This is a genomic window from Acidobacteriota bacterium (assembly GCA_018001935.1).
Classification (GTDB): domain Bacteria; phylum Acidobacteriota; class JAAYUB01; order JAAYUB01; family JAAYUB01; genus JAGNHB01.
Window position 1 is genome coordinate 15,271 of sequence record JAGNHB010000056.1, and the last position, 21,538, is coordinate 36,808.

Consider the following 21,538-nt stretch of genomic DNA (forward strand, 5'->3'; position numbering starts at 1 on the left):
CGGATGCAAACCCCGGTCTCACGACAGACATGGCATCCCTACGGGATGCGGGCCGAGGATGACGATTCCTGCCCGACAGATCTTCCGCAACCGCAGAGAAAACCGGGACAGCGGCTCCGGGCCTTCAGCCTGACAGCCTTCAGCCTAAACCCCTTCCGCTATCATCCGCTTCGAGACCGCATGGCAGCGGGCGGTGAGCGTCGCGCAGGTCCGACAAGTCCGACGGTTGCGCCACCCGGACCCTGACCGGTCAGCCGGCGGTTGTGGCCGCCTCCGCCATCATCCGCCGCGAGATCGCGTGGCAGCGGGCCGTCAGCGCCTCCTCGTCGAGGCCGAGGACGCGCCCGCCGCGCACCACCACCTTGCCGTTCACGATGGTGACGTCGGCGCGGTGATCGTAACCGCAGAAGACCAGGGCCGCCACCGGGTCCGACAGGGCGCCCGCGTAGGCCGGCCCCGACAGGTCGAAGAGGGCCAGGTCCGCGGCGTACCCCTCGCGGATCTGCCCGCATCGCTCGAGCCCGAGGAGCGCGGCGCCGCCCCGGGTGGCCATTCGCAGGGCGTCCCGGGCCGTCAGGGCGTCGGCGCCGTAGCGCACCCGCTGAAGCAGCATGGCGTTGCGGACTTCCCCCAGCATGTCCGAGGAGTCGTTGGAGGCGGAGCCGTCCACGGCCAATCCCACGCGGATTCCCTTGCGGAGCATCTCGGTGACCCGGGCGATGCCCGAGCCGAGCCGCATGTTGGAGGTGGGGCAGTGGGCCACGCCGGTCCCGGTCTTCCGAAGGACTTCCAGTTCCTCGTCGTTGAAGTGGATGCCGTGGGCGTAGAAGATGTCGGGGCCCGTCCAGCCCCACTCCTCCATGAGGCGCAGGGGCCGGACCCCGTGCATCTTCAGCGTGTACTCCTCCTCGTCCAGGGTCTCGACGAGGTGGGTGTGGAGCAGCACGCCCTTCGACCGGGCCAACTTCGCCGTCTCCACCATCACGGAGGCCTCCACGGAGAACGGGCTGCAGGGCGCCAGGATCACCCGCCGCATGGACAGCGGCGAGGGGTCGTGAAAGCGCTCCACCGCCCGCGCCATGTCCGCGAGCACCTCGTCGGGAGTCTGCACCACGTGGTCGGGCGGCAGGCCCCCGGCGCTCTTCCCGCGGGTCATGCAGCCGCGGGTGGGGGCAAAGCGCATCCCCAACCGGCAAACCGCTTCGAACTGCAGTTCCACCATGTCGCCGACGAAGCCGCGGGGGTAGAGGTAGAGGTGGTCCGTGGAGGCGGTGGCGCCGGTCCGGAGCAACTCCGCCCCGGCCAGCAGGGTGGACTGGTAAACCGCCTCGGCGTCGATTTTCGCCCAGATGGGGTAGAGGTACACCAGCCAGTCGAAGAGCTTGGCGTTCTGGGCCCCGGGGAGGTTGCGGGTGAGGGTCTGGTAGAAGTGGTGGTGGGTGTTCACCATCCCCGGGATGACCAGGTGCTTCGAGCAGTCCAGGACTTCCGCTTTCACCTTCTCCTCGGCGCTCAGCTCGATGGACGGTGCGATCCGCTCGATCACCCCGTCCTTCAGCAGGATGTCGCACCCTTTCCACTCGGAGCCGGCGTCGTCGAACGACGCGACGTGAAAACAGCCCTTCAGCAGGATCATTTGCCCACTCCCACGCGGTCGTTGAACTCGGCGACCAGTTCGTCCACCCGGGCCGCCGCGCTCTCGTTGCCGCCCCAGAAGGCGTCGCAGTCGTACCACTGGGCGTTCAGCTCGGCCAGTTCCCGCGCCTGCTGCTCGATCCAGGTGTAGTACTTGAGGTTGTGGACCCGCTTGCGCTCGGTGTAGGTCAACTCCAGCAGGTCCTCGGTGTTGAGGGCCATGAGGCGCTCGAAGTCCCGGGCCGCCTGGAGGGTGGTGTACTCGCCGCGTTCCTCGCGGAGTTCCCGGACGCGGGAGCCGTAGAGCTCCATGGAGTCGGTGAGCATGGTGAAAACCACGTCCTTCTCGGTCAGTTCGTAGTACTTGGCGAACTTGATGGCGCAGGCCAGGTTGCCGATCCCCGAGATCCCCAGGAGGTGGAGTCCCTCCACGAAGTCCCGCGGCACCCCCTCCCCGACGAGGCACTCCTGGCCGAGGGGCTCGTTGAAGAGGCGGAGGAAGCGGATGACGTGCTCGTCGTCGGCGGCGACCACCATGTCGGTGTTTTTCACGTTGTGGATCCACGGCACGTGCTTGTCGCCGATCCCCTCGATGCGGTGGCCGCCGAAGCCGTTCCGCAGGAGGGTCGGGCACTGGAGGGCCTCCGCGGCCGCGATCTTGATAGTGGGGTAGCGGCTCTTGAGGTACTCGCCCGACCCCAGGGTCCCGCCGGAGCCGGAGGAGAGCACCACGCCGGCCAGCCGGCCGCCGACCTTGCCCAGGACCTCGTCCATGGCGGGCCCCGTCACCACGTAGTGCCACAGGCGGTTCCCCATCTCGTCGAACTGGTTGAAGATCACCACGTCGTGGCGGGTCTTGCGCAGTTCCCAGCACTTGTCGAAGATCTCCTTGACGTTGCTCTCGCAGCCGGGGGTGGCGATCACCTCGTCGGCGATCGTCGCCAGCCACTCGAAGCGCTCCCGGGACATCTCCTCGGGGAGGATGGCCACCGAGGGGCACCCCAGCAGCTTCGAGACGTAGGCCCCGCCGCGACAGTAGTTGCCGGTGGAGGGCCACACGGCCTTCTGGGAGGCGGGGTTGAACTGGCCCGTCACCAGCCTCGGGGCCAGGCAGCCGTAGGACGCCCCCACCTTGTGGGCGCCGGTCGGGAACCACTTGCCCACCAGGGCGACGATCTTGCAGGCCACGCCCGTCAGCTCGGAGGGGAAGACCATGTGGTTGACGCCGCCGTAGAGGCCGCCGGAGGCCTTGGGCTCGTTCTTCCAGGTGATCCGGAAGAGGTTGCGGGGGTGGACGTCCCACAGGCCGATGCCGGTGAGTTCCTGCCGGACGGACTCGGGGACGAGGTCCGGGTTGCGCATCTGCGCGAAGGTGGGGATGAAGATGCCGCGCTGGCGGCAGCGGGCGACGGTTTCCTCGAGCGGACCGGGATGGATGGTCAAATCGAACATGTCAAACTCCTGAAAAGTGTATTTTGATTTCGTTCAGAACCCGCGGGGGAAGCGGCGTTTGCGCATGAAGGCGGGGTCTTCCATGATGTGCAGGATGTCCTTCTTGTAGATGAACCGGTTGGGGCCCCGGTTGACGGTGACCCGGACAAAGTTCAGGTCGAAGTACTCGATCCAGCCCTTGATCTCCTCGCCGCTCGCCAGGGTCACCACCATGGGGGTCTTCTGGGTGCTGTGACGCTGGAGGCACTTGCCTTCCTCCCCCGTAAAGTCGGCGGGGGTCCTCCGGTGCGCAGTGACCGGCACGTGGCTGTACTGCTTCCGGATTTTCTCCAACTCTTCCTTCGAGGGGCGTATCAGTTTCCTCATGGCGGATAGAATATGACAAAATCAGAAAGGGAAAGCAAATGTTTTTTCAATGTCTTTGCCGGAAGCCGGTGTCATGGTATAGTGAACCCGCCGGCCCGTGTCCCGGCCAATATGCCACAAATCAAGCATATGCAAGCATTAAACGCAACCCGAACCCAAAGGCCGGATGGTGTGGCCGGGAAAGGCAGAGGGTGCCCCCCCGGGAACGGGCGCTCCCGGAAAGCCCCCGTCTCCTCGATCGATCTTCGGAGGTGACGCTTCATGCTCCAGCCCTACGCCATGCACGAGTCCGAATCGCGGGGGCGGCGGTGGCCCGAGGACCCCTACGACGGCACCCGGGGGATCTACGAGCGGGACATCGACCGGGTGATCCACTCCCGGGCCTTCAAGCGGCTGGCCGGCAAGACCCAGGTCATCTCCGGCCGCCGTTCCGATCACCACCGGACCCGGCTGACCCACAGCGTGGAGGTGGCCGCCCTCTGCCGGTCCGTGGCCCGACGGCTCGGGATCCACGAGGACCTTGCCGCCTGCCTCGGCTTCTGCCACGACCTGGGCCATCCCCCGCTGGGGCACCCGGGGGAGGATGTCTTCAACGAGATCTGCGGGCGCTTCGGCGACTCCTTCGAACACAACCGGCACACCCTCACCATCGTCGACGAGTTCGAAGAGAAGTACGCCGCCTGTCCGGGCCTCAACCTCACCTTCGAGGTCCGCGAGGGGATCGTCAAGCACTCCCGGCAGCCGGACCCCGGGGACCTTTCGGCGGCGGAGTTCGACCCCGCCCTGCACCCGCCGCTGGAGGCCCAGCTCACCGACATCTGCGACGAGATCTGCTACACTTTCTCCGACCTGGACGACGCCCGGGAGGGCGGGTTCATCGACCTGGAGAAGGACCTCCTCCCCGGCCTGCCCGACTTCGCCTCGGTCTTCGAACAGATGGCGGCCCGTTACCCCGGCGCCGCCCGCAAGCTTCTCTTCAACGAGTCGCTGCGACGGCTGATGAACGCGGCGGTCCAGGACCTGACCGGGCACACCGCGGCTCGCGTGAGCGAGGCGGGGGTCGAAACCACCGCCGACGTCCGGAAGGCGCCGGGGCGGCTGGCGGGGTGCTCTCCGGCCATGATGGAGCGTCTGGGACGTCTCAAGGACTTCCTGCGGGGCGCCTACTACCGCCACCCCGAGATCCAGGAGCAGCGCGAGGAGAACGGGCAGCGCATCCGGAAGCTCTTCGACGCCTACCGGTCCAACCCGGCCCTTCTGCCCCGCCGCTACCAGGCCATGATCCGGGAGGGCACCCACCCCGCCCACCGGGTGATCGTTTACTACATGGTGGGGTTCACGGATTTTTACCTTTTCCAGATGGCGGAGAGGATAGGGGTTTAGGCTGAAGGCTGTTGGGCTGAAGGTTGTTAGGCTGAAGGCTGTTAGGCTGAAGGATGTTAGGCTGAAGGATGTTAGGCTGAAGGTCGGGAGGGTGGGGTTGCGGGAGGGTGGGGTTGCGGGAGGGTGAGGGTCACTTCCCCCTCAACCGATGACCTTTCCGCGCTTCGGCTCCGCCAGTTCTTTTGCTCCTTTGGGCCCGTTGCTCCTTTGGGCCCGTTTCTCCTTTGGGCCCATTGCTCCTTTGGGCCCATTGAGCCCTTTTGTCCTCTGGGTCCTCTGGATCCTCTGGGTCCTCTGGGTCCTCTGGGTTCTCTGGGCCCTCTGGGTTCTCTGGGCCCTTTCGATCCATTCGGTCCCTTCGCACCTTCGCACTTTCGCACTTTCGCACCTTCGCACTCCCGTGCCGCCAAGACGCCCCCATTCCCGCAGCGCAGCGCTCCGGCGCCCTGCGCGACCGGACCCTGTTCGTGGGGTTCGTGGCTGGAATTCGCCGGGCCCGTGGGGTTCGCGGTTCGTATTTCCGTGTATCTCGTGGTCTTTATCCGAGTTGATCCGTGGACGCGGGGCGGTCCCCCGCCCGCCTCACCACCCCGTGTTTGACGAGGTATGGGATCAGGTCCGCGATGTGCTCGGCCTCCCTCCCCAGGTGATTTTTCAGGGTCCCCAGGGTGCAATGGCCGGTGATGTGGTCCAGCACGGCCCGGGTCAGGTTGTCGAGGGGAAAGCGGCGCGCGGCCGGCAGGGTTTCGTAGACCGCGTCGTCCGGAATGCCCGGGGTCGGCTCGAGGGCACGCTGTGCCTCGAGGAATTGGGCGAGGCGGGCCCGGTCGGAAGGGTCAATGTCGAACCCGAGCCCCGTCACGTCCTTTTCGCGGCGGGCCACGTAGACGACGTCGCCCCCGGCCTCCAGCGTGTGGCCGGTGGTGGGGTGCGTCAGGGCCACCTCGATGTGGGACAGCGTGGGGATCTCCTCGCCGAGCGGGACGAAGAGCCCTCCCCGGCGGAGGTTGGTGATCCGCTCGAAGCGGAAACGGTCAAGGTCCCGGAACCGGATTTCGAGGCGGGCGACGCAAGGCTTCCCGTTGCGGACGGGGAAGTCCCCCCGGACCAGGCGGGCTTCCATCTCCCGCCCGGAACCGTCCGGTTCGGGGGTCGGGGGGGCGGCCGGCACCGGCTCTCCCGCGGCCGAGAGGGTCGATCTCGGTGCCGCCGGCGGGGTCGAGGCCTGGACCACGCCCTGCCAGAAGGCCCGCGTGAGGTCCCGGACCGTGGGGAAGCGGTCGTCCGCGTTCTTCGCCAGGGCCTTGAGCACCACCGCGTCGACGACCGGGGGGATCCCCGCCTCGGGCCGCGCCGCCGACGGGGGCACCGGCTTCTCCCCGCGGTGCTTGTTCAGGACCTCGGCGACGGTCTGCCCCTTGAACGGCAGCTCGCCGGTGAGCAACTGGTAAAGGATCACGCCCAGCGCGTACACGTCGGACCGGGGGTCCGGTTCCTGGCCCAGGCTCTGCTCCGGCGAGATGTAGTAGGGGCTTCCCATGAGGGCCCCGGGCCGGGTCAGGGACTCGTCCGTCTCCAGGAGCCCGGCGATGCCGAAGTCCAGGACCTTGACGAAATCCATCAGCGTGCCCTGGTTGAGGATGATGATGTTCTCGGGCTTCAGGTCCCGGTGGACCACCCCTTTCGCGTGGGCGGCGCCCAGGGCGTCGCCGATCTGCGCGAGAAGGTGGTGGACCCGCCGCAACGGCATGGGGGCCTCGGCGCGGATGAGGTCCTTGAGCTTCTTCCCCTCCAGGTACTCCATGACGAAATAGGCGCCCAGGTCGGGGTCGAAACCGAAGTCGGTCAGGTAGACGATGTTGGCGTGCCCGATCTGGCTCGTGGTGAGGGCTTCGCGCCGGAAGCGTTCCGCCATCCCCCTGCCGCCGAGGAGGTCCTTGCGGATCACCTTCATGGCGAAGACCTGCCCGAGGTGCAGGTGCTCCACCTTGTAGACCTTGCCCATCCCGCCCTGGGCGACGACCTCCAGGATACGGTAGCGCCCGTCCACCACCCGGCCGACGTCGTCCATGGCCGGGGCGGAGGAGAGCACCGCCCCGTCGTAGGGGCAGTAGCGCTGCCCGTCCGGGAAGGTCTTGCCGCAGGTGATGCAGGTTTTCATGGGACCACGCTCTGCTCGACCTCGAATCGGTCGGATCGGGCCGACCGGGCCGATGGGTTCAATCCGCCGGGCAACGGTTTCCGCTCCCGGCCCACGGCACACGGCCTACGGCTTGCCTTGCTCGCTCTCCACCTTTCGCACCACGCCGCGTTTGACGAGGTAGGGGATCAGGTCCGTGACGTGCCCGGCCTCCCGTCCCAGGTCCCTTTTCAGAGTCTCCAGGGTGCGGCGCCCGTCGAGGCGCCCCAGGATCGTCCGGGTCACGTTGTCCAGGGGGAAGCCCGCGGGGGCGCCCAGGTTCTCGTAGATGCCGTTCTCGTCCACCCGGCTGGTGGACTCCAGGGCCCGCTGGGCCTCCAGGAACTCCGCCAGGCGGGGGCGCTCGTCGGGTTCGACCTCGAGACCGCACCCGGTGACGGTCTTCTCCCGCCGGGCCACGAACACCACGTTGGCGTACACCACCAGGGATTTGCCGGTGGTGGGGTGCGTCAGGGTCACCTCCAAGTGCGTCAGGATCGGGAGGTCCTCCCCCAGGGGCGCGAAGAACCCGCCGTGGCGAAGGTTGGTGGTCCGTTCGTACCGAAAGCGGTCGAGGTCGCGGAACCGGATCGTGAGGCGGCCGGCGCACAGTTTGCCGTTGGGGGCCAGGAATTCCCCGCGCTCGTAAAGGGCCTCCAGTTCGTCCGAAGGCAGGACGGGTCGGGGGGCCGGGGGTTCGGGCGGCGGCGCCGGGGTCGCCGGGGCGGCCGAGGCCGGCGGGGCCGGCGCCCTCTCGGGCCTGGGCGGCGGGGTCGACGCCTGCAGGATCCCCTTCCAGAACGTCTGCACCAGCTCCCCGACGTTTTCCTGGCGCTGTTCGGGGTGCTTTTCGAGTGCCTTGAGCACCACGTCGTTGATGGCGTGGGGGATGTTGGCGTCGGGCCGGGTCACGAACAGGGGGAGCGGGTCCTCCAGACCGTGCTTCTGCAGGACTTCCAGGATGCTGTCCCCGATGAAGGGCGGTTCGCCGGTCAACATGTGGTACAGGATCACGCCGAGGGAGTAGATGTCGGAACGGGGGTCCGGCGGGGCGCCCAGGATCTGCTCCGGCGCGACGTAGAGCGGGCTGCCCAGGACGGCCCCGGAGTGGGAGTGGATGTCCGCTTTCTCCAGGAGGCCCGCAATGCCGAAATCCAGGATCTTGACGAAGTCGATCAGCGTGCCCTGGCTGACGAGGATGATGTTGTCGGGCTTGAGGTCCCGGTGAACGATCCCCTTGGCGTGCGCCGCGCCGAGAGCGTCCCCGATCTGGGCGAGGATGTGGTGGACGCGGCGCAGCGGGAGCGGGGCCTCGCCGCGGATCACCTCCTTCAGGCTCCGCCCGTTGAGGTGTTCCATGACGAAGTAGGCCCCGAAGTCGGGGTCGATGCCGAAATCGGTCAGGAAGACGATGTGGGCGTTCCCGATCTGGCTCGTGGCGAGGGCCTCCTGGCGGAACTTGTCCACGATGCCCTCGCCGCCCAGGAGGTCCCGCCGGATGACCTTCATGGCGAAGATCTGCCCCAGGTTGACGTGCTCGACCTTGTACACCTTCCCCATCCCGCCCTGGGCGATGGTGGCCAGGACACGGTAGCGCCCATCGACGACGCGGCCGACGTCGTCCGCGGGGGGGACCGCCGTCAGTGCCGTCTCGTCGAACGGGCACCACATTTGCCCGTCCGGGAAGATTTTCCCGCAGGTCTTGCAGGTCTTCATGAACACTCCATGGCTGAACGCCCCGGCGGGGGCCGCCGAAGGCTTGGGTCAAGCTCAGGCGCTTCGGATTTTTCCGGTTCGCCCCCGTCTCTCGCTCTATTCTAAACCGGTAGGCCACGATGCGGCAAGGATTTTCCCCGCGGGCGCCCCAGAGGAGCGAGCGTGAGGTTTCGGCCCGATCTCCCCCTTCCCTTTTCGGGGCACCTGTACTAAGATGCCCTGTAATCCTCTCAAGGAGCAAACCATGTTCGACAAGACCACCTACACGGACCGCCGACGGGCGCTCTGCCGCACCCTCCCCACGGGCGTCGCCCTCTTCCTCGGGAACGACGAGAGCCCCATGAACTATGCCGCCAACTGCTACGACTTCCGCCAGGACAGCTCGTTCCTCTACTTCTTCGGCCTCGACCAGCCCGGCCTGGCGGCCGTCATCGACCTGGACGAAGGCAAGGACATCCTCTTCGGCGACGACGTGGACATCGAGGACATCATCTGGCTCGGCCCCCAGGAGCCCCTCCGGTCCAAGGCCGAAGCGGTGGGCGTGCCGGACGTCCGCCCCTCCGACCAGCTGGCCGGCTTCCTCCGGGGCGCTTTGGCGAACGGCCGCCGGGTCCACTTTCTCCCCCCCTACCGTCCGGCGAACGCGTTGCGCCTGGAGTCGCTCCTGGGTATCCGGCGACCCGACCTGAAGGACTACGTGTCCACGCCCCTGCGCCGCGCGGTCGCCTCGCTGCGCTCCGTCAAGTCCGACGCGGAGGTGGCCGAGATCGAACTGGCCCTCGCCGTCACCCACGCCATGTACCAGGCCGGGTACGCCGCGGCCCGGCCCGGCGCCCGGGAAAGCGCCGTCCGGGGGGCCATGGAGGGGGTGGCCCGGTCCAGCGGCGTCCCGTTCTCCTTTCCCCCCATCATCTCCGTGCGGGGTGAGACCCTCCACAACCACCACCACGGGAACCGCATGGAAAAGGGCCATCTGCTCGTCATGGACTCCGGCGCCGAGTCCCCCCGCCACTACGCCGCCGACATCACCCGGACCATCCCGGTGGGCGGCCGCTTCACGGACAGACAGCGCGGGATCTACGACGCCGTCCTCGGCGCGCAGCTCCAGGCGATCCACACCATCCGGCCGGGAAGGCCCTACCGGGAGATCCACCTCCTCGCCGCCCGCATCATCACCGACCACCTCAAGGCGCTGGGCCTGATGAAGGGGAACACCGACGACGCCGTGTCCGAGGGCGCCCACGCCCTGTTCTTCCCCCACGGCCTCGGCCACATGATCGGGCTGGACGTCCACGACATGGAGGACATCGGGGAAGCCTTCGTGGGTTACGACGAAACCGTCCAGCGCAGCGACCAGTTCGGCCTGGCCTACCTACGGATGGCCAAGGCGCTGCAGAGCGGCTTCGTGGTGACGGTGGAACCGGGGATCTACTTCATCCCGGCCCTCATCGACCAGTGGCGCGCCGAATGCCGTCACGCCGATTTCATCAACTACGACAAGGTGGAGGAATACCGTGATTTCGGCGGGATCCGCATCGAGGACGACGTCCTGGTGACCGGCACGGCCAACCGGGTCCTCGGCCCGCCCATCCCGAAGTCGGTGGACGAACTGGAGAACATTCTCCCGGCGTGAAGGAACCCGCGGGCTGGCAGCCTTCAGCCTACGGCAGCTCCGACGCTCCCGGGAAGTTCGTCTGGTTGACGGTTTCCCAGACCGGGTCCACGGAGCCGAGATAGAGCTGGCCGCTCACGCCGGTCCCGGAGAGGTACCACACCACGACGGCGCCGGAGGTGGCGTGCCGCCACAGGATGTCCGCCCGCCCGTCCTTGTTGAAGTCACCCACGCCCTTGATTTTCCAGTTCAGGTCGGAGATGCCCCCCAGGAAGGTGGTCCCGCTGACCGTCCCGCCGTTGTTCAGGAACCAGACCGACAGGTCGCCGCTGCTCGCGTTCCGCCAGAGGATGTCGTCGATCCCGTTGCCGTCGGCGTCCCCGATCCCCGTGACCTTCCACGTGGTGGACACGGTCCCGGGGGACATGTCGCCCAGGAAGCCGGACTCGTCCTCGAACCAGATGGAGAGGGTCCCGGACGTGGCGTTCCACCAGAGCACGTCGGCCCGCCCGTCGCTGTCGAAGTGGCCTGTGCCCAGGGCCTTCCAGTTCAGGTCGCTGATCCCGCCGGCGAAGGTGGAGTCCTGGTAAGCGAAAGCGGTGGACATCAACCACACCGAGAGGAAGCCGTCGGAGAAGTTGCGCCAGAGGATGTCGGCGTTGCCGTTCCGGTTGAAATCGGCCACCCCGAGGACTTTCCAGGTGGCGTTGACCGTGCCCTGGGACACCGAGGAGTCGTACCCGTCGGCGTCCATCTTCCACAGCACCAGGTCGCCCGAGGACACCTGCCGCCAGACGAGGTCGGCGTAGCCGTCCCGGTCGAAGTCGCCGCACCCGTTCACATGCCAGTTGGTGTCGCTGACCACGCCGTAGAGGGCCCCGGCGGAGGCGCCGCTCCCGGTGACGTACCAGTTCCCCAGGGTCCCGTTGGTGGAGTGCCGCCACAGGATGTCCGTGTACCCGTCCGCGTTGAAGTCGTAGGGCTTGGCGGGGATGGGGGCCATGAGGTAGTTGATGTACTGCTGGAGAAGGTTGCTCTTGGTGTTGCTGCCCGTCCCGTCGGTCAGGCCGGCGAAGCGGAAGTCGCTGGCGATGGTCCGGTACCAGAGGGGCTTGTAGGCGACCACGGCGCCCGTCACCACGGGCGTGCCAGCGTTGCTGTAGTTCTCCATCACTGTGAGGCCGCCGCCGGAGCCGGTGATGATGTCCCGGAACCCGTCGTAAAGGGCGTTGTAGCTGAACTGGAGCCCGGCGAGGAAGGTGCTCGCCTTCCCCTTGACCGTGTAGAGGGAGTCGCTGGCCTGGGTGGTGGACGCCACCCCGAAGGCGGACCGGAAGTTGTAGGCCCCGTTGACGGCCGGGTCCTGGTACCAGACGTCCCCGCCTTCCATGTAGACCCTTCCGCCCAGGTTGAGGTAGTTCACCAGCTGCTGCCCCTCCGCGGTGTCGAAGATGTGCGAGTAGGGCGTGAACACGTTCATGGCGTTGCAGATGAACACCAGGGTGTACGGGGTGTAGTTGAAGCTCGCCAGGGTGGTGTGGTCGCTCATGGCCACCCGGACGAGCGTCACGTCCGTGTACCCCAGCCCGGACAGGAGGGTCTGGATCACGGGGGCGGAACTGTAGGTGTTGTCCCCGTTGTCCGCGAGGTTGCGGTCCAGCCCGAGGATCAGGATTTTCGGCTGTTGGGCCATTGCCGCGCACCCGAAAAAGAGGACGGCCGCGAGGCACAGGAGGATCGTTCGCATCGCCATGGGTTCACCCCCGAAACAGGATTTTCACGGACCAGCTCCGGCTGGAAATATCTTAACGGAATTGGAAGCGTCCCACAAGCACTTTCTCGGTCTGGGGTCAGAGGCCGATATACCTCGCGTAGAGCGACTTGGCCTCCTCCGGGCTGGCGGTCCCCTTCACCAGGCAGCGGCCGTCCGGGAAGAGGACCAGCTGGTGGGGCGGGAGGGTGAAGATGAGCATGTACGCGTTTATGGACACCTCACCGAGCGGGGAAAGGCGTTCCCGGAGGGCGGCGAAGTCGGGGCGGCGGGCGCCGGGGCCCATGGAGGGGAAATCCACCTGGACCATGTTCCGGCCGCAGAGGACGACGGTGCGGGAGAGGCCCTCCCCGGCCAGCCTCGGGAATTCACCCCGGGCACAGACCGGGCACGCGTCGTGGCGGGCCCCCTCGAGGTCCATCCGGTGGAAATCCCCGGTCCAGCAGTCGAAGTGAAGCATGAAGGGGCGGATGCCCCCGGCGTCCCCGGCCAGGATGCGCAGGGCCAGGGCCGTCTCCATGGAGGACACGATCCGGGCCGCGGGCGCGATGATGCCCAGGGTGTCGCACGTGGGCAGGTCCCCGTGCTCGGCGTCGGGCGGGAGGATGCAGCGCAGGCAGGGGGTCCGGCCGGGGACGACGGGCATGACGACCCCGCCGGAAGCCACGCACCCCCCGTAGACCCAGGGGGTCCCGGTCTTCACCGCCGCCTCGTTGAGGAGCAGGCGGGTCTCCACGTTGTCGGTCCCGTCCAGCAGCACGTCGGCGTCCCGGACGATCTCCAGGGCGTTGGAGGCGTTGAAGTCCGCCACCCGCGGCTCGTACTCGAGCGCGGCGTTGATCCCGGCCAGCGCACGGTGTGCGGCGACGGCCTTGGGGCGCCGCAGACGGGCGTCCTCCTCGGTGTAGAGGGACTGGCGCTGGAGGTTGGAATCCTCGACGAAGTCCCGGTCGATGAAGCGGATGCGGCCCACCCCCGCCCGGGCCAGCATCTCCAGGATGCCGCTGCCGAGGGCGCCGCACCCCACGAGCACCGCCCGGGACCGGGCCAGGCGTTCCTGGCCGGAACTGCCAATGGGGGAGAAGAGGACCTGGCGGGAGTACCGATCCGGGAAGGCGCCGCCGTCGCCGGTCATTTCCCGATTTCCAGGACGTAGACGCCCGGTTTTTCGAACAGCTTGTCGATGGTGAAGCTCAGGGCGTTCCCCTTCACCCGCACCGCGTCGGGGAAGAACTTCAGGAAGGCCTCCAGCGGCTGGATCGGGAGGTTGGCGGTCTTCTCCGTCTTGTAGTGCATGGGGATGGTCACCACCGGCTTCAGTTTCTTCACGATCTCCGCCGCCTGCTCGGGCCCGATGGTGAAGAAGCCGCCGACGGGGATCAGGAGGACGTCGAGGTTCTTCAGTTCCTTCTCCTGTTCCTCGGTCAGCATGCAGCCGAGGTCGCCGAGATGGGCGATCCGGAACCCCCCGATCTCCACGCGGAAGATGGTGTTGAGGCCGCGCAGGCTGCCGCGCTGGTCGTCATGGTAGGAGGGAAAGCCCTTGATATGGATCTGGCCCAGGCTGAACTCGGGGCTGTCGTGGACCTTCCCCCCCTCCTTCAGCCCGCGGAGGATGATGGGGAAGCCGGGGATGCCCTCCACGTTGTTGTGGTCCGCGTGCTCGTGGGAGACCATCACGATCCCGATGCGTTCGGCGGGCAGCGTGTAATCGACGACCTTCCCGAAGGGGTCGAAGATCATCCGGCTGAAGTCGCCCGCGAGGGTGAAACAGGAGTGGCCGTGGTAGCGGATCGTCAGCTTCCCCGAAGCGGCCGGGGCAACCCCCGCGGCCAGGCAGGACAAGAGAAGGGCTATCAGGATGAATCGCAAAGCGGCACCTCTCGATGGGGTTTTACTCGGAATCCCAGCGGTGTTTGAAGCGGGGGGCGTTTTCGTCGTCGTCCCCCTCGAAAAAGCCCGTCCCGGAGGCTGATTTTCCCGGCTTCCGGGGGCTGAGGACGGCGTCGGCATCCAGCCGGGGAGGGTTGGGGAAACTCCCCTTCCCCTGGAGAAAACCGAAGAAGGTGTTGAGGGAGTCCGCGGCGAGCTTTCGCTCCTGGGGGTTCCGGAGGGACCGGAAAAAGTCGAGGACCACGCCCTCGGTCAGGTCTCCCAGGCTGTAGACCTCCGTCTCACGGTCGATGAAAGCGGCGAACTTGCGCAGGATCTGTATCTGGGAAGTGTTTTCGTTGCTGTCGGAATCGAGGACCTCGTCGATAAAGTCTTCCACCCTGAGTTCGATGAAATTCATCCCCTTACAAACCTCATATTGATCTCATGTTGTTTTTTTTCCCGGCCCGTATCGGCGATTGCACCCATTATCCGACACACGGAGCGATGTTGTCAAAGTGTTTTTTTCAGGTTCGTCCCCTTGGAGCGACTCCAGGAGGCTGGCCAGAAGGAGCTTTTCCTCCCCGGGGCGAACCGTCCGGAAATCCAGGACCACTCCTCCCCGGTCGACCCGGGCCACCACGGGGGTTTTGCACCGCCGGAGGCGCGCTTCGAGGACCGCCGATTCCCGTTCCCCCAGCCGCAGCACCACCGCGCGGGACGGGAGGGCCTTCCCGGGGGTCGACCCCCCGCCCAGGACCGCCTCCACCGGCGACACCCCGGCCGCCTTCCCCGCCGCGGCCCCCCCGGACCGCTTCAAGGCGCGCACGAAACGCCGGCAGCGCTTCTCCAGCGCGTCGAGGGGCTCGGCCGCCATGTCCAGGAGCGGGACCGCCCGGTCCGTCCCCGTGCGCGCCCAGGCCTTCAGGCAGGCCGCCAGGGCGGTGAGCACCAGCTTGTCGAGCCGCAGGGCCCGCATGAGGGGGTGAGACCGGATGCGCCCGACCAGGTCCGCCCGGCCCGCCAGGATTCCGGCCTGCGGCCCCCCCAGGAGCTTGTCCCCGCTGAAGCAGACGAGGTCCGCCCCCGCCTGCAGGATCTCCGTCACCACGGGCTCGCCGGGTAGCCGGGGGAAGGAGGGACCGCCGGATGGGGCGCCGCGGCCCGGGGCGTCGGGCGGGAAGAGCAGGCCGCTGCCGGCGTCCACCAGCAGCGGCACCCCCCGGTCCCGGGACAGCGCAACCAGAGCCTCCACCGAAGGGGTTTCCACGAACCCCGTCATCTCGAAGTTGCTCCGGTGGACCTGGAGAAGGAGCCGGGTCTCCGGGGTCACGGCGGCGGCGTAGTCGGCCAGGCGGGTCCGGTTGGTGGTCCCCACCTCCCTCAGGCGGGCGCCCGAGAGGGCCATGATGTCAGGGACCCGGAAAGACCCCCCGATCTCCACGAGTTCCCCCCGGGAGACGATCACCTCGCCGCCGGCCGCCAGGGCCTGCAGCGCCAGGAGGAGGGCCCCGGCATTGTTGTTGACGGCGGTGCCGTCTTCCGCCCCCAGCAGGTCCCGGATCAGCCCGGCCAGCCTGGTGTCCCGGCGCCCCCGGCCGCCGGTGGCGAGGTCGTACTCCAGGTCGGTGTAACCGTGGAGCGTCCGGCCCAGCAGCTTGAGCCAGGGTTCGCCGAGGGGGCTGCGCCCGAGGTTGGTGTGAATCATCACGCCGGTGGCGTTGATCACCCGGCGCGGACCGGCCTCCTCGAAGCGCCGGAGGCGGCCGCCCGCGAGGTCGAGGGCCCGCCGGGCGAGGGCCTCCCTCCCGGCACCCGGAAGGCGACCCTCCCGGATGGCGGCCCGGACGTCGTCCAGGGCTTCCCGAAGGAAGCGGACCACCAGCGGGCGACGCCACCCGGCCAGCCAGGCCTCGACGGCCGCTTCGCGGAGCAGGGCATCCACCGGGGGCAGACGGCTCAGGTCCGGTTCGCCGGGCATCTTCAGGGTTCCTTTCGCACGCGCTGACCGAAGTCCGCCGGGATCGCGACCGCGCCCTTGAGATCGTTCCGGATGTAGTCGGCCAGGGCGTCCACGTCCCGGATCTCCCCGCCCGAAGCGTCCCGGACCAGCTCCCGGTTCCGGCCCAGGTCCCGGAAGACGTTGAAGCCGTTCCCGCCCTGGGCCAGGAACTCGTTGACGGTGACCGTGTAGGTACGCGAGGGGTCCAACGGGTTCCCGGCGGCGTCCCGGACCTCCACGATCCGGCCCGCGGGGTCGTCGGTCTCCCGCCAGGCGTACCGGAGGCCCGACACCTGGAGGGATTCGTAACCGTACTGGGACCCCCACTGCTGCCGCAACACCCGGCCGATCTCCTCGCCGGTCAGCTCCATCCGAACCAGGGCGTTCTGGAAGGGCTGCGTGGCGAACAGGTCTCCCCAGGTGACGTCGGCGTGGACGAGGTCCGCCCGGATGCCCGTGGGGTTGGTGAAGGCGAAGTCCGTCTTCCCGGCGGCCCGGTGGGCGTCGGCGATGAGGTCGCCCAGGGCGGACTCGCCGGCGAAAATCTCCTTCTTCTGGATGGGCAGGCCCGTCGCCTTGCCGACCAGCCGGCCGGTGATAGGCCTCACCTTCTCCTCCGCCCGGGCTACGAAGGCGGCCACCTCCGGGTCCGGGGTCATCCCGGGGCCCTCGTCGGCGTAGGTGTAACGGAGGGTGGCGGTCTTGGCGACGATGTCCCGGGTGCGGGGGTCCACGGAGAGATCGATCTCGGCGAAGGCCCGGCCGTAGGAAAACGCCTGGGTCAGGAGCACGGGGCGCCCCCCGGCGTTGGTCAGGAGGGCGTTGCTGAAGGCGTGGGTGTGCCCGGAGATGACCACGTCCACCTCGGCGTCGAGACGGGACACGATGTCCAGGATCTCCTTCCCCTGCACGCCGCTGCGCGCCGGGTCCGTCGGCCCGTCGTAAGGTTCCTGGTTCCCCCCCTGGTGAAGCAGCACCACGATGCCGCGGACCCCCCGTTTCCGGAGGAGCTTCACCGCCCGGTTGACGGCGTCGGCCTCGTCCAGAAAGTCCAGGCCCGCGACCCGGGCCTTCAGCAGTTCGTTGGGGGTGGTCTTCGTCACGGCCCCGACGATGCCGATGGAGACGCCGCCCAGGCGCTTGACGACGTGGGGGGGAAGGATCGTCTTTCGTGAGCGCGCGTCGACGACGTTGCAGCAGACGACGGGAAAACGGGCGCCGGGATAGGGGGCATCCAGCGACATCCCTTCGCCGGCGTCCCCGCCGTTGACCAGGCGGAGCATGGCCTTGACCCCCTTGTCGAACTCGTGGTTGCCGACGGTGCCCACCAGGTTGCAGTCGGGGCCCATGCGGTTCGCGGGGGTGCAGTCCGCGTCCGCCAGGAGGTTCAGAAAGAGGAAAGCCGGCTCCTCCCGCAGGAGGGCGCAGACCGCGGGGGAGGCCCCCACCAGGTCGCCCGCCTCCACCAGGAGGGTGCGGTCCTCCATCCCGGCGGCCGCCGCCTTCAGGCAGGCCGCGAGGACCGCCGCGCTCCCCACGGGGCGCCCGTGGATCTTCTGCTGGGCGTCCTTCGAGAGGCGGCCGTGAAGGTCGTTGAACGCCAGGACCTTGACGTGAACCGGCGCGGCGGGGGCCTTGCTTTTCGCGGCGACGGCGCCGGCGAGGCCCGGCAGCGCCAGGAGGAAGGCCAGGAGGAACCGGGGGAGGCCGCTGGTTTTGCTCTGCTTCGTGCCGTGTTCCGTCATGACCGTGTGCTCCCGCCGAGGATTTGTACCGTCCGCCCGCCCCCCGGGTCAACCGTGACGGGCTCGAAAAAACCCGGGGGCCGAACGGGAGAGTGAATAGAAAACCTTTGGCTGAGCCCTCGCCCGGAGGGCGATGGTTTTTCCTGCGGGGTCATCACCCGTCGCTCCCGCTGGCATCGGCGCCATTATCCGATGTCAGTCAATGGGATGTCAATCGGATCCTGTGGGTTTCAAGCCGTGATTCGCTGCGGACCGTCAGGGCTCCCCGTTCCGGTGTTTCCTTGCGCCCCGTCTGAGGAAGCGGCCGGACCGACGAATGTTCTTGAGCTTGCCAAATCCGATTTGTCCGGGTCGTCGGACAGCAATCCGGAAATTGCTTGCATTTTGGATGTCTATCATCCAAAATGCAAGCTATGTGGACACGAACGGCGATACACACACTGCATCGTCTCTGGGCACAATTCCCCGCCGTGGCGATTTTGGGCCCCCGCCAAGTCGGAAAAACCACTTTGGCGAGGCAGTTCCTCCCGGACGCCGCCTATTGCGATTTGGAGGATCCCCTCACCCGGCAGCTGTTCGAGGAACAGCCCCGCTTCCAGATCGAGAGACGGGAGACGGCCGCCCTCATCCTGGACGAGGCCCAGCAAGTCCCATCGCTGTTTGCGGTCCTTCGGGGGATCATCGACGCCCGGCGCGGCCGCCCCGGGAGGTTCTGCGTCCTCGGATCAGCACAACCGGCACTGATCCGGGCCGTCTCCGAGTCCTTGGCCGGGAGGATCGGAATACTGGAACTCGACCCACTTTGCGCGGTGGAAACCACCCGGGGAGAGCCTGTTCTGGACTGGCGGACGCTTTGGCTCCGGGGCGGTTTCCCCGACGCGGCGAAGGGAGACTTCCGGGACTGGTGGGAATCCTACCTGCGAACCTTCATCGAGCGGGACCTCGTCCAATTCGGCCTGCGCCCACAACCGGTCCTGCTGAGGAGGTTGATCACCATGCTGGCGCACCGCCACGGCGGCCTTCTCAACCTGTCGGAACTCGGGGGGGCTCTGGGGATCTCCCATAAAACCGTAGCGCATTACCTCGACATACTGGAGCAGACCTTCCTGGTCCGGCGGCTCCCGCCGTTTTTCCGCAACGTGGGAAAACGCCTCACGAAAAACTCCAAGGTATACCTGAGGGACAGCGGATTCCTGCACCACCTGCTCAATGTCTCGAGCGGAGAGGAACTCGTTCACCACCCGGTGCTCGGAGCCAGTTGGGAAGGCTTCGCACTGGAGGAGATCATCCGGCGGGAGAAAATCGCCCGCCCTCACTCGCAGTTCTTCTTCTGGCGGACCGCTGCGGGGGCCGAAGCCGATCTGGTCATCGACCGGGGGGACTCCCTCGCCGTCGTCGAGTTCAAAGCGGGGGCCCTGGAGCGAACCGCACCGGCAAAACGGTTTGCAACCACCTTGTCCGACATCGGCGCCCGGCGGGGGTTCATCCTGGACCAGGGAACGGGGTGCCGTCCCCTCCTCCCCGACGTTGAATGCCGCGGCTTCGGCGACGACCTGGAATGGCTTCCGGAATAGCTCAAACCGGACAGACCAGTTCGGTAACTGCCCGCATCAGTACTTCCCCTTTTCGCATGGTCCGCGATTTTCGGGTCAAAATCCGGTTTGTCGGCGCCGGGCTTTGACAGTGGGTGGCGATTCCGCTATGATGAGCTATCCTTTCCGCCTCGGCGTGATCCGTCATGCTGGTCATCGGGGCCGGGAGGGACAAATGGAGGGGTGTTCATGGCCGTGATCGTTCGGATGGCCCGTAACAATCCGTACATTTTCCTCATGCGGGGAGTCTTCCTGGCCTTCTGTCTGCTTAATGGCCTTTCCTGCACGCCCAGGGGACCGAAACCGGCTTCAGGGAATCCCACCTCGTCCGTCGGGGGTTGCTCCTCGCCGGCGGCCTCCAGGTCGAGTTCATCTGCCCGGGCGAGACGCGGCGCATGAAGGAATTCGAGGGCATCGTGGCGTCCTTCCGACTGGTGAAGTGAGGAAGCTCTTTCCGGGAGACTGGCGATGGGCTTGATCCGGCGGTGGTTCGGCAAAGGTACTCCGGGGAAAGGACCCCGGCGGGGGAAGTACCCCTGGCAGCAAGAGCCGTCGATCTACATGTCCCTCCGCGACCGGCCGACCGCCGGCGAAGCCGGAGGCCGCCCGGCGGACCTCCCCGACAAGGACCGCGTGACGTCGGCTACCCGGCTGCCCTGGGCAGCCGGTGCCCTGGACGGGGTCTTCTCCCACCACGCCGGGGGCGGCCCCGGGGAAGGGGACATCGAGGCGCTGCTGGCAGCCGTCCGGGCTTTCGGGCAAACCGCATCCGACGCCGACAAGTTCCGCATCTACGAACGGGTCCGGGACAAGGGGGCCCTCGGTCTGGTGGACGCCTTCATCCAGGCCCTCCGGGAGGTCAAGGGGACCCGCCTGGACCGGCTCCACGCCCTGGCCCGCTCCTTTGCCACGGAGGCCCCGGACCGGGAGCCCGTGAAATTCGGCATCGCCCTTCTCGGGGCCTTCCGGCTGCCCGAGGACCTGGAGGTCTACCGCGTCCTCGGACGGCACGACGAGTTCACCCTCTTCGCCGCCGTCGCCCTTGCCAACACCCTCGAGGATCCCGAGCCGGAACTCTGGGCCCTCGCCCGGGAAGTGGAGGGCTGGGGCCGCATCCACCTCGTGGAGCGGCTCGCCGGAACGAAAAACCCCGACATCCGCGACTGGATGCTGCGGGAGGGCTACCGGAACTCCATCATGACGGAGTACCTCGCCCACACCTGTGCCGTCACCGGCGGGCTCCGGGAGGCCCTGGAGCGCACCGACCCCGACGACGGCCTGCTGACGGCGGCGGCCGACCTCCTGGAGGCCCTGGTCGTCGGCGGTCCCGCCGAAGGGATGGACGACTACGCCGACGGTGCGGAGGCGGCGGAACTCTACCTGCGGCACCTGGGCCCGCGGGGGAGGGGCCTCCGCCACTTCCTGGCCGTGGAGACGATCCGCGGCTTCCTGGAGGAGGAGAAAGCCGACTGGACGGACCGCTCCGGACGGGGCTGGACGCCCGAACGGCGGGAGGACCTCCTCCGCCTTTGCGCCGATTTCCGCCGGCGTCCCGGGTGGCCGGCGGAGGTGGCCGAAGGACTGGGGAGTGACGACCCCGTCGTCTTCTGGCAGGCAGCCCGGGCTGCCGACATCCTGGGCATCGACGCCTGGGAAACCTACTGGAAGCGGCTGAAACAGGCGCCTCTGGAACCGGGCCGGTGGTATGCGGTGGTGTCGAAGGCCGGTGCGGACCGCCTGGCCGCGGCCTGCGCCTTCGCGGAGGAATCGTTGCCGCTCGAGGCCATCGCCGCCGGGCCCGCCGACGAACTCGGCCTCGGCCCGGCCTGGCGGGCCCATTCCTGCCTCGACTTAGTGCTGCAGGCGCTCGGCCCCCACCCCGGCCTGGGAGTACGGCTCGTGGAAACCGGCCTGAGTAGCCCCGTCACCCGCAACCGAAACATCGCGGCGGGCGTGCTGGAAGCCTGGGGGCGCGACCGGTGGCCCGCCGCCGTCGAGCCTCTCCTCCGGAAGGCTATCGAGGAAGAGCCGAACCCGGACCTCCGCGAGCGGCTCCGCCGTGCTTATTCCGGACCGCCCCACCCGACAGCACTTTCGCAAGGGAAAAAGTTGGCATGATCTAACCCCGCCCTGATCGGGCTATCAGCTCGCGGAACGCCCGGGGTCACCTCACAAATCATTCTTGCAATATCAAGTTCCCTCTTGACTAGCCC

General features: G+C 67.6%; 15 protein-coding genes. 4 read left to right on the plus strand and 11 right to left on the minus strand.

The window, feature by feature from the left end; translation table 11 throughout:
- Positions 1-250: 250 nt before the first annotated feature.
- From KA419_17085 to KA419_17095, 3 genes are read right to left on the minus strand one after another with little or no spacing between them, the layout of a single operon-like run.
- Positions 251-1,636, minus strand: coding sequence for an 8-oxoguanine deaminase (locus KA419_17085; GenBank protein MBP7867648.1), 1,386 nt, complete (start codon positions 1,634-1,636; stop codon positions 251-253).
- Complete coding sequence (locus KA419_17090; protein ID MBP7867649.1) at positions 1,633-3,087, minus strand: pyridoxal-phosphate dependent enzyme; 1,455 nt, start codon at positions 3,085-3,087, stop codon at positions 1,633-1,635. Before KA419_17090 ends, KA419_17085 begins: the two co-directional genes overlap by 4 nt.
- 33 nt (positions 3,088-3,120) lie before the next feature.
- Positions 3,121-3,420 carry an RNA chaperone Hfq gene (locus KA419_17095; protein ID MBP7867650.1) on the minus strand — a complete coding sequence of 100 codons (300 nt, stop codon included), beginning with the start codon at positions 3,418-3,420 and terminating at the stop codon, positions 3,121-3,123.
- A 294-nt stretch (positions 3,421-3,714) separates the two neighbouring features.
- On the opposite strand from KA419_17095, the gene KA419_17100 reads away from it, so the two are divergent.
- The gene (locus tag KA419_17100; GenBank protein MBP7867651.1) at positions 3,715-4,836 is read left to right on the plus strand and encodes an HD domain-containing protein; all 1,122 of its coding nucleotides are present in this window, start codon (positions 3,715-3,717) and stop codon (positions 4,834-4,836) included.
- A gap of 538 nt (positions 4,837-5,374) precedes the next feature.
- Here the strand turns inward: KA419_17100 and KA419_17105 are convergent.
- Together KA419_17105 and KA419_17110 are read right to left on the minus strand one after the other, a co-directional pair.
- Complete coding sequence (locus KA419_17105; GenBank protein MBP7867652.1) at positions 5,375-6,997, minus strand: protein kinase; 1,623 nt, start codon at positions 6,995-6,997, stop codon at positions 5,375-5,377.
- A gap of 105 nt (positions 6,998-7,102) precedes the next feature.
- Complete coding sequence (locus KA419_17110) at positions 7,103-8,731, minus strand: protein kinase (protein ID MBP7867653.1); 1,629 nt, start codon at positions 8,729-8,731, stop codon at positions 7,103-7,105.
- Between the two features lie 244 nt (positions 8,732-8,975).
- On the opposite strand from KA419_17110, the gene KA419_17115 reads away from it, so the two are divergent.
- On the plus strand, positions 8,976-10,364 hold the full coding sequence (locus tag KA419_17115; protein MBP7867654.1) for an aminopeptidase P family protein: 1,389 nt from the start codon (positions 8,976-8,978) through the stop codon (positions 10,362-10,364).
- 28 nt (positions 10,365-10,392) lie between these two features.
- On the opposite strand, the gene KA419_17120 is transcribed toward KA419_17115, so the two are convergent.
- From KA419_17120 to KA419_17145, 6 genes are all read right to left on the minus strand, one after another.
- Entirely contained in the window at positions 10,393-12,096 is a 1,704-nt protein-coding gene (locus tag KA419_17120; GenBank protein MBP7867655.1) for a VCBS repeat-containing protein, read from the minus strand.
- Positions 12,097-12,193: 97 nt separating this feature from the next.
- Positions 12,194-13,249, minus strand: a complete 1,056-nt coding sequence (locus tag KA419_17125; protein ID MBP7867656.1) for a ThiF family adenylyltransferase — start codon at positions 13,247-13,249, stop codon at positions 12,194-12,196.
- Complete coding sequence (locus KA419_17130; GenBank protein ID MBP7867657.1) at positions 13,246-13,986, minus strand: MBL fold metallo-hydrolase; 741 nt, start codon at positions 13,984-13,986, stop codon at positions 13,246-13,248. Before KA419_17130 ends, KA419_17125 begins: the two co-directional genes overlap by 4 nt.
- 22 nt (positions 13,987-14,008) lie before the next feature.
- Positions 14,009-14,407: a hypothetical protein gene (locus KA419_17135; protein MBP7867658.1), complete on the minus strand. Its 399-nt coding sequence runs from the start codon at positions 14,405-14,407 to the stop codon at positions 14,009-14,011.
- A 24-nt stretch (positions 14,408-14,431) separates the two neighbouring features.
- On the minus strand, positions 14,432-15,967 hold the full coding sequence (locus tag KA419_17140) for an L-seryl-tRNA(Sec) selenium transferase (protein MBP7867659.1): 1,536 nt from the start codon (positions 15,965-15,967) through the stop codon (positions 14,432-14,434).
- Positions 15,968-15,969: 2 nt separating this feature from the next.
- Positions 15,970-17,733: a bifunctional metallophosphatase/5'-nucleotidase gene (locus tag KA419_17145; GenBank protein MBP7867660.1), complete on the minus strand. Its 1,764-nt coding sequence runs from the start codon at positions 17,731-17,733 to the stop codon at positions 15,970-15,972.
- 479 nt (positions 17,734-18,212) lie between these two features.
- Here KA419_17145 and KA419_17150 point away from each other — a divergent pair, with 479 nt between their 5' ends.
- Both KA419_17150 and KA419_17155 read left to right on the plus strand, forming a co-directional pair.
- Entirely contained in the window at positions 18,213-19,307 is a 1,095-nt protein-coding gene (locus tag KA419_17150; GenBank protein ID MBP7867661.1) for an ATP-binding protein, read from the plus strand.
- Between the two features lie 486 nt (positions 19,308-19,793).
- The gene (locus tag KA419_17155; GenBank protein MBP7867662.1) at positions 19,794-21,443 is read left to right on the plus strand and encodes a hypothetical protein; all 1,650 of its coding nucleotides are present in this window, start codon (positions 19,794-19,796) and stop codon (positions 21,441-21,443) included.
- Positions 21,444-21,538 lie beyond the last annotated feature (95 nt).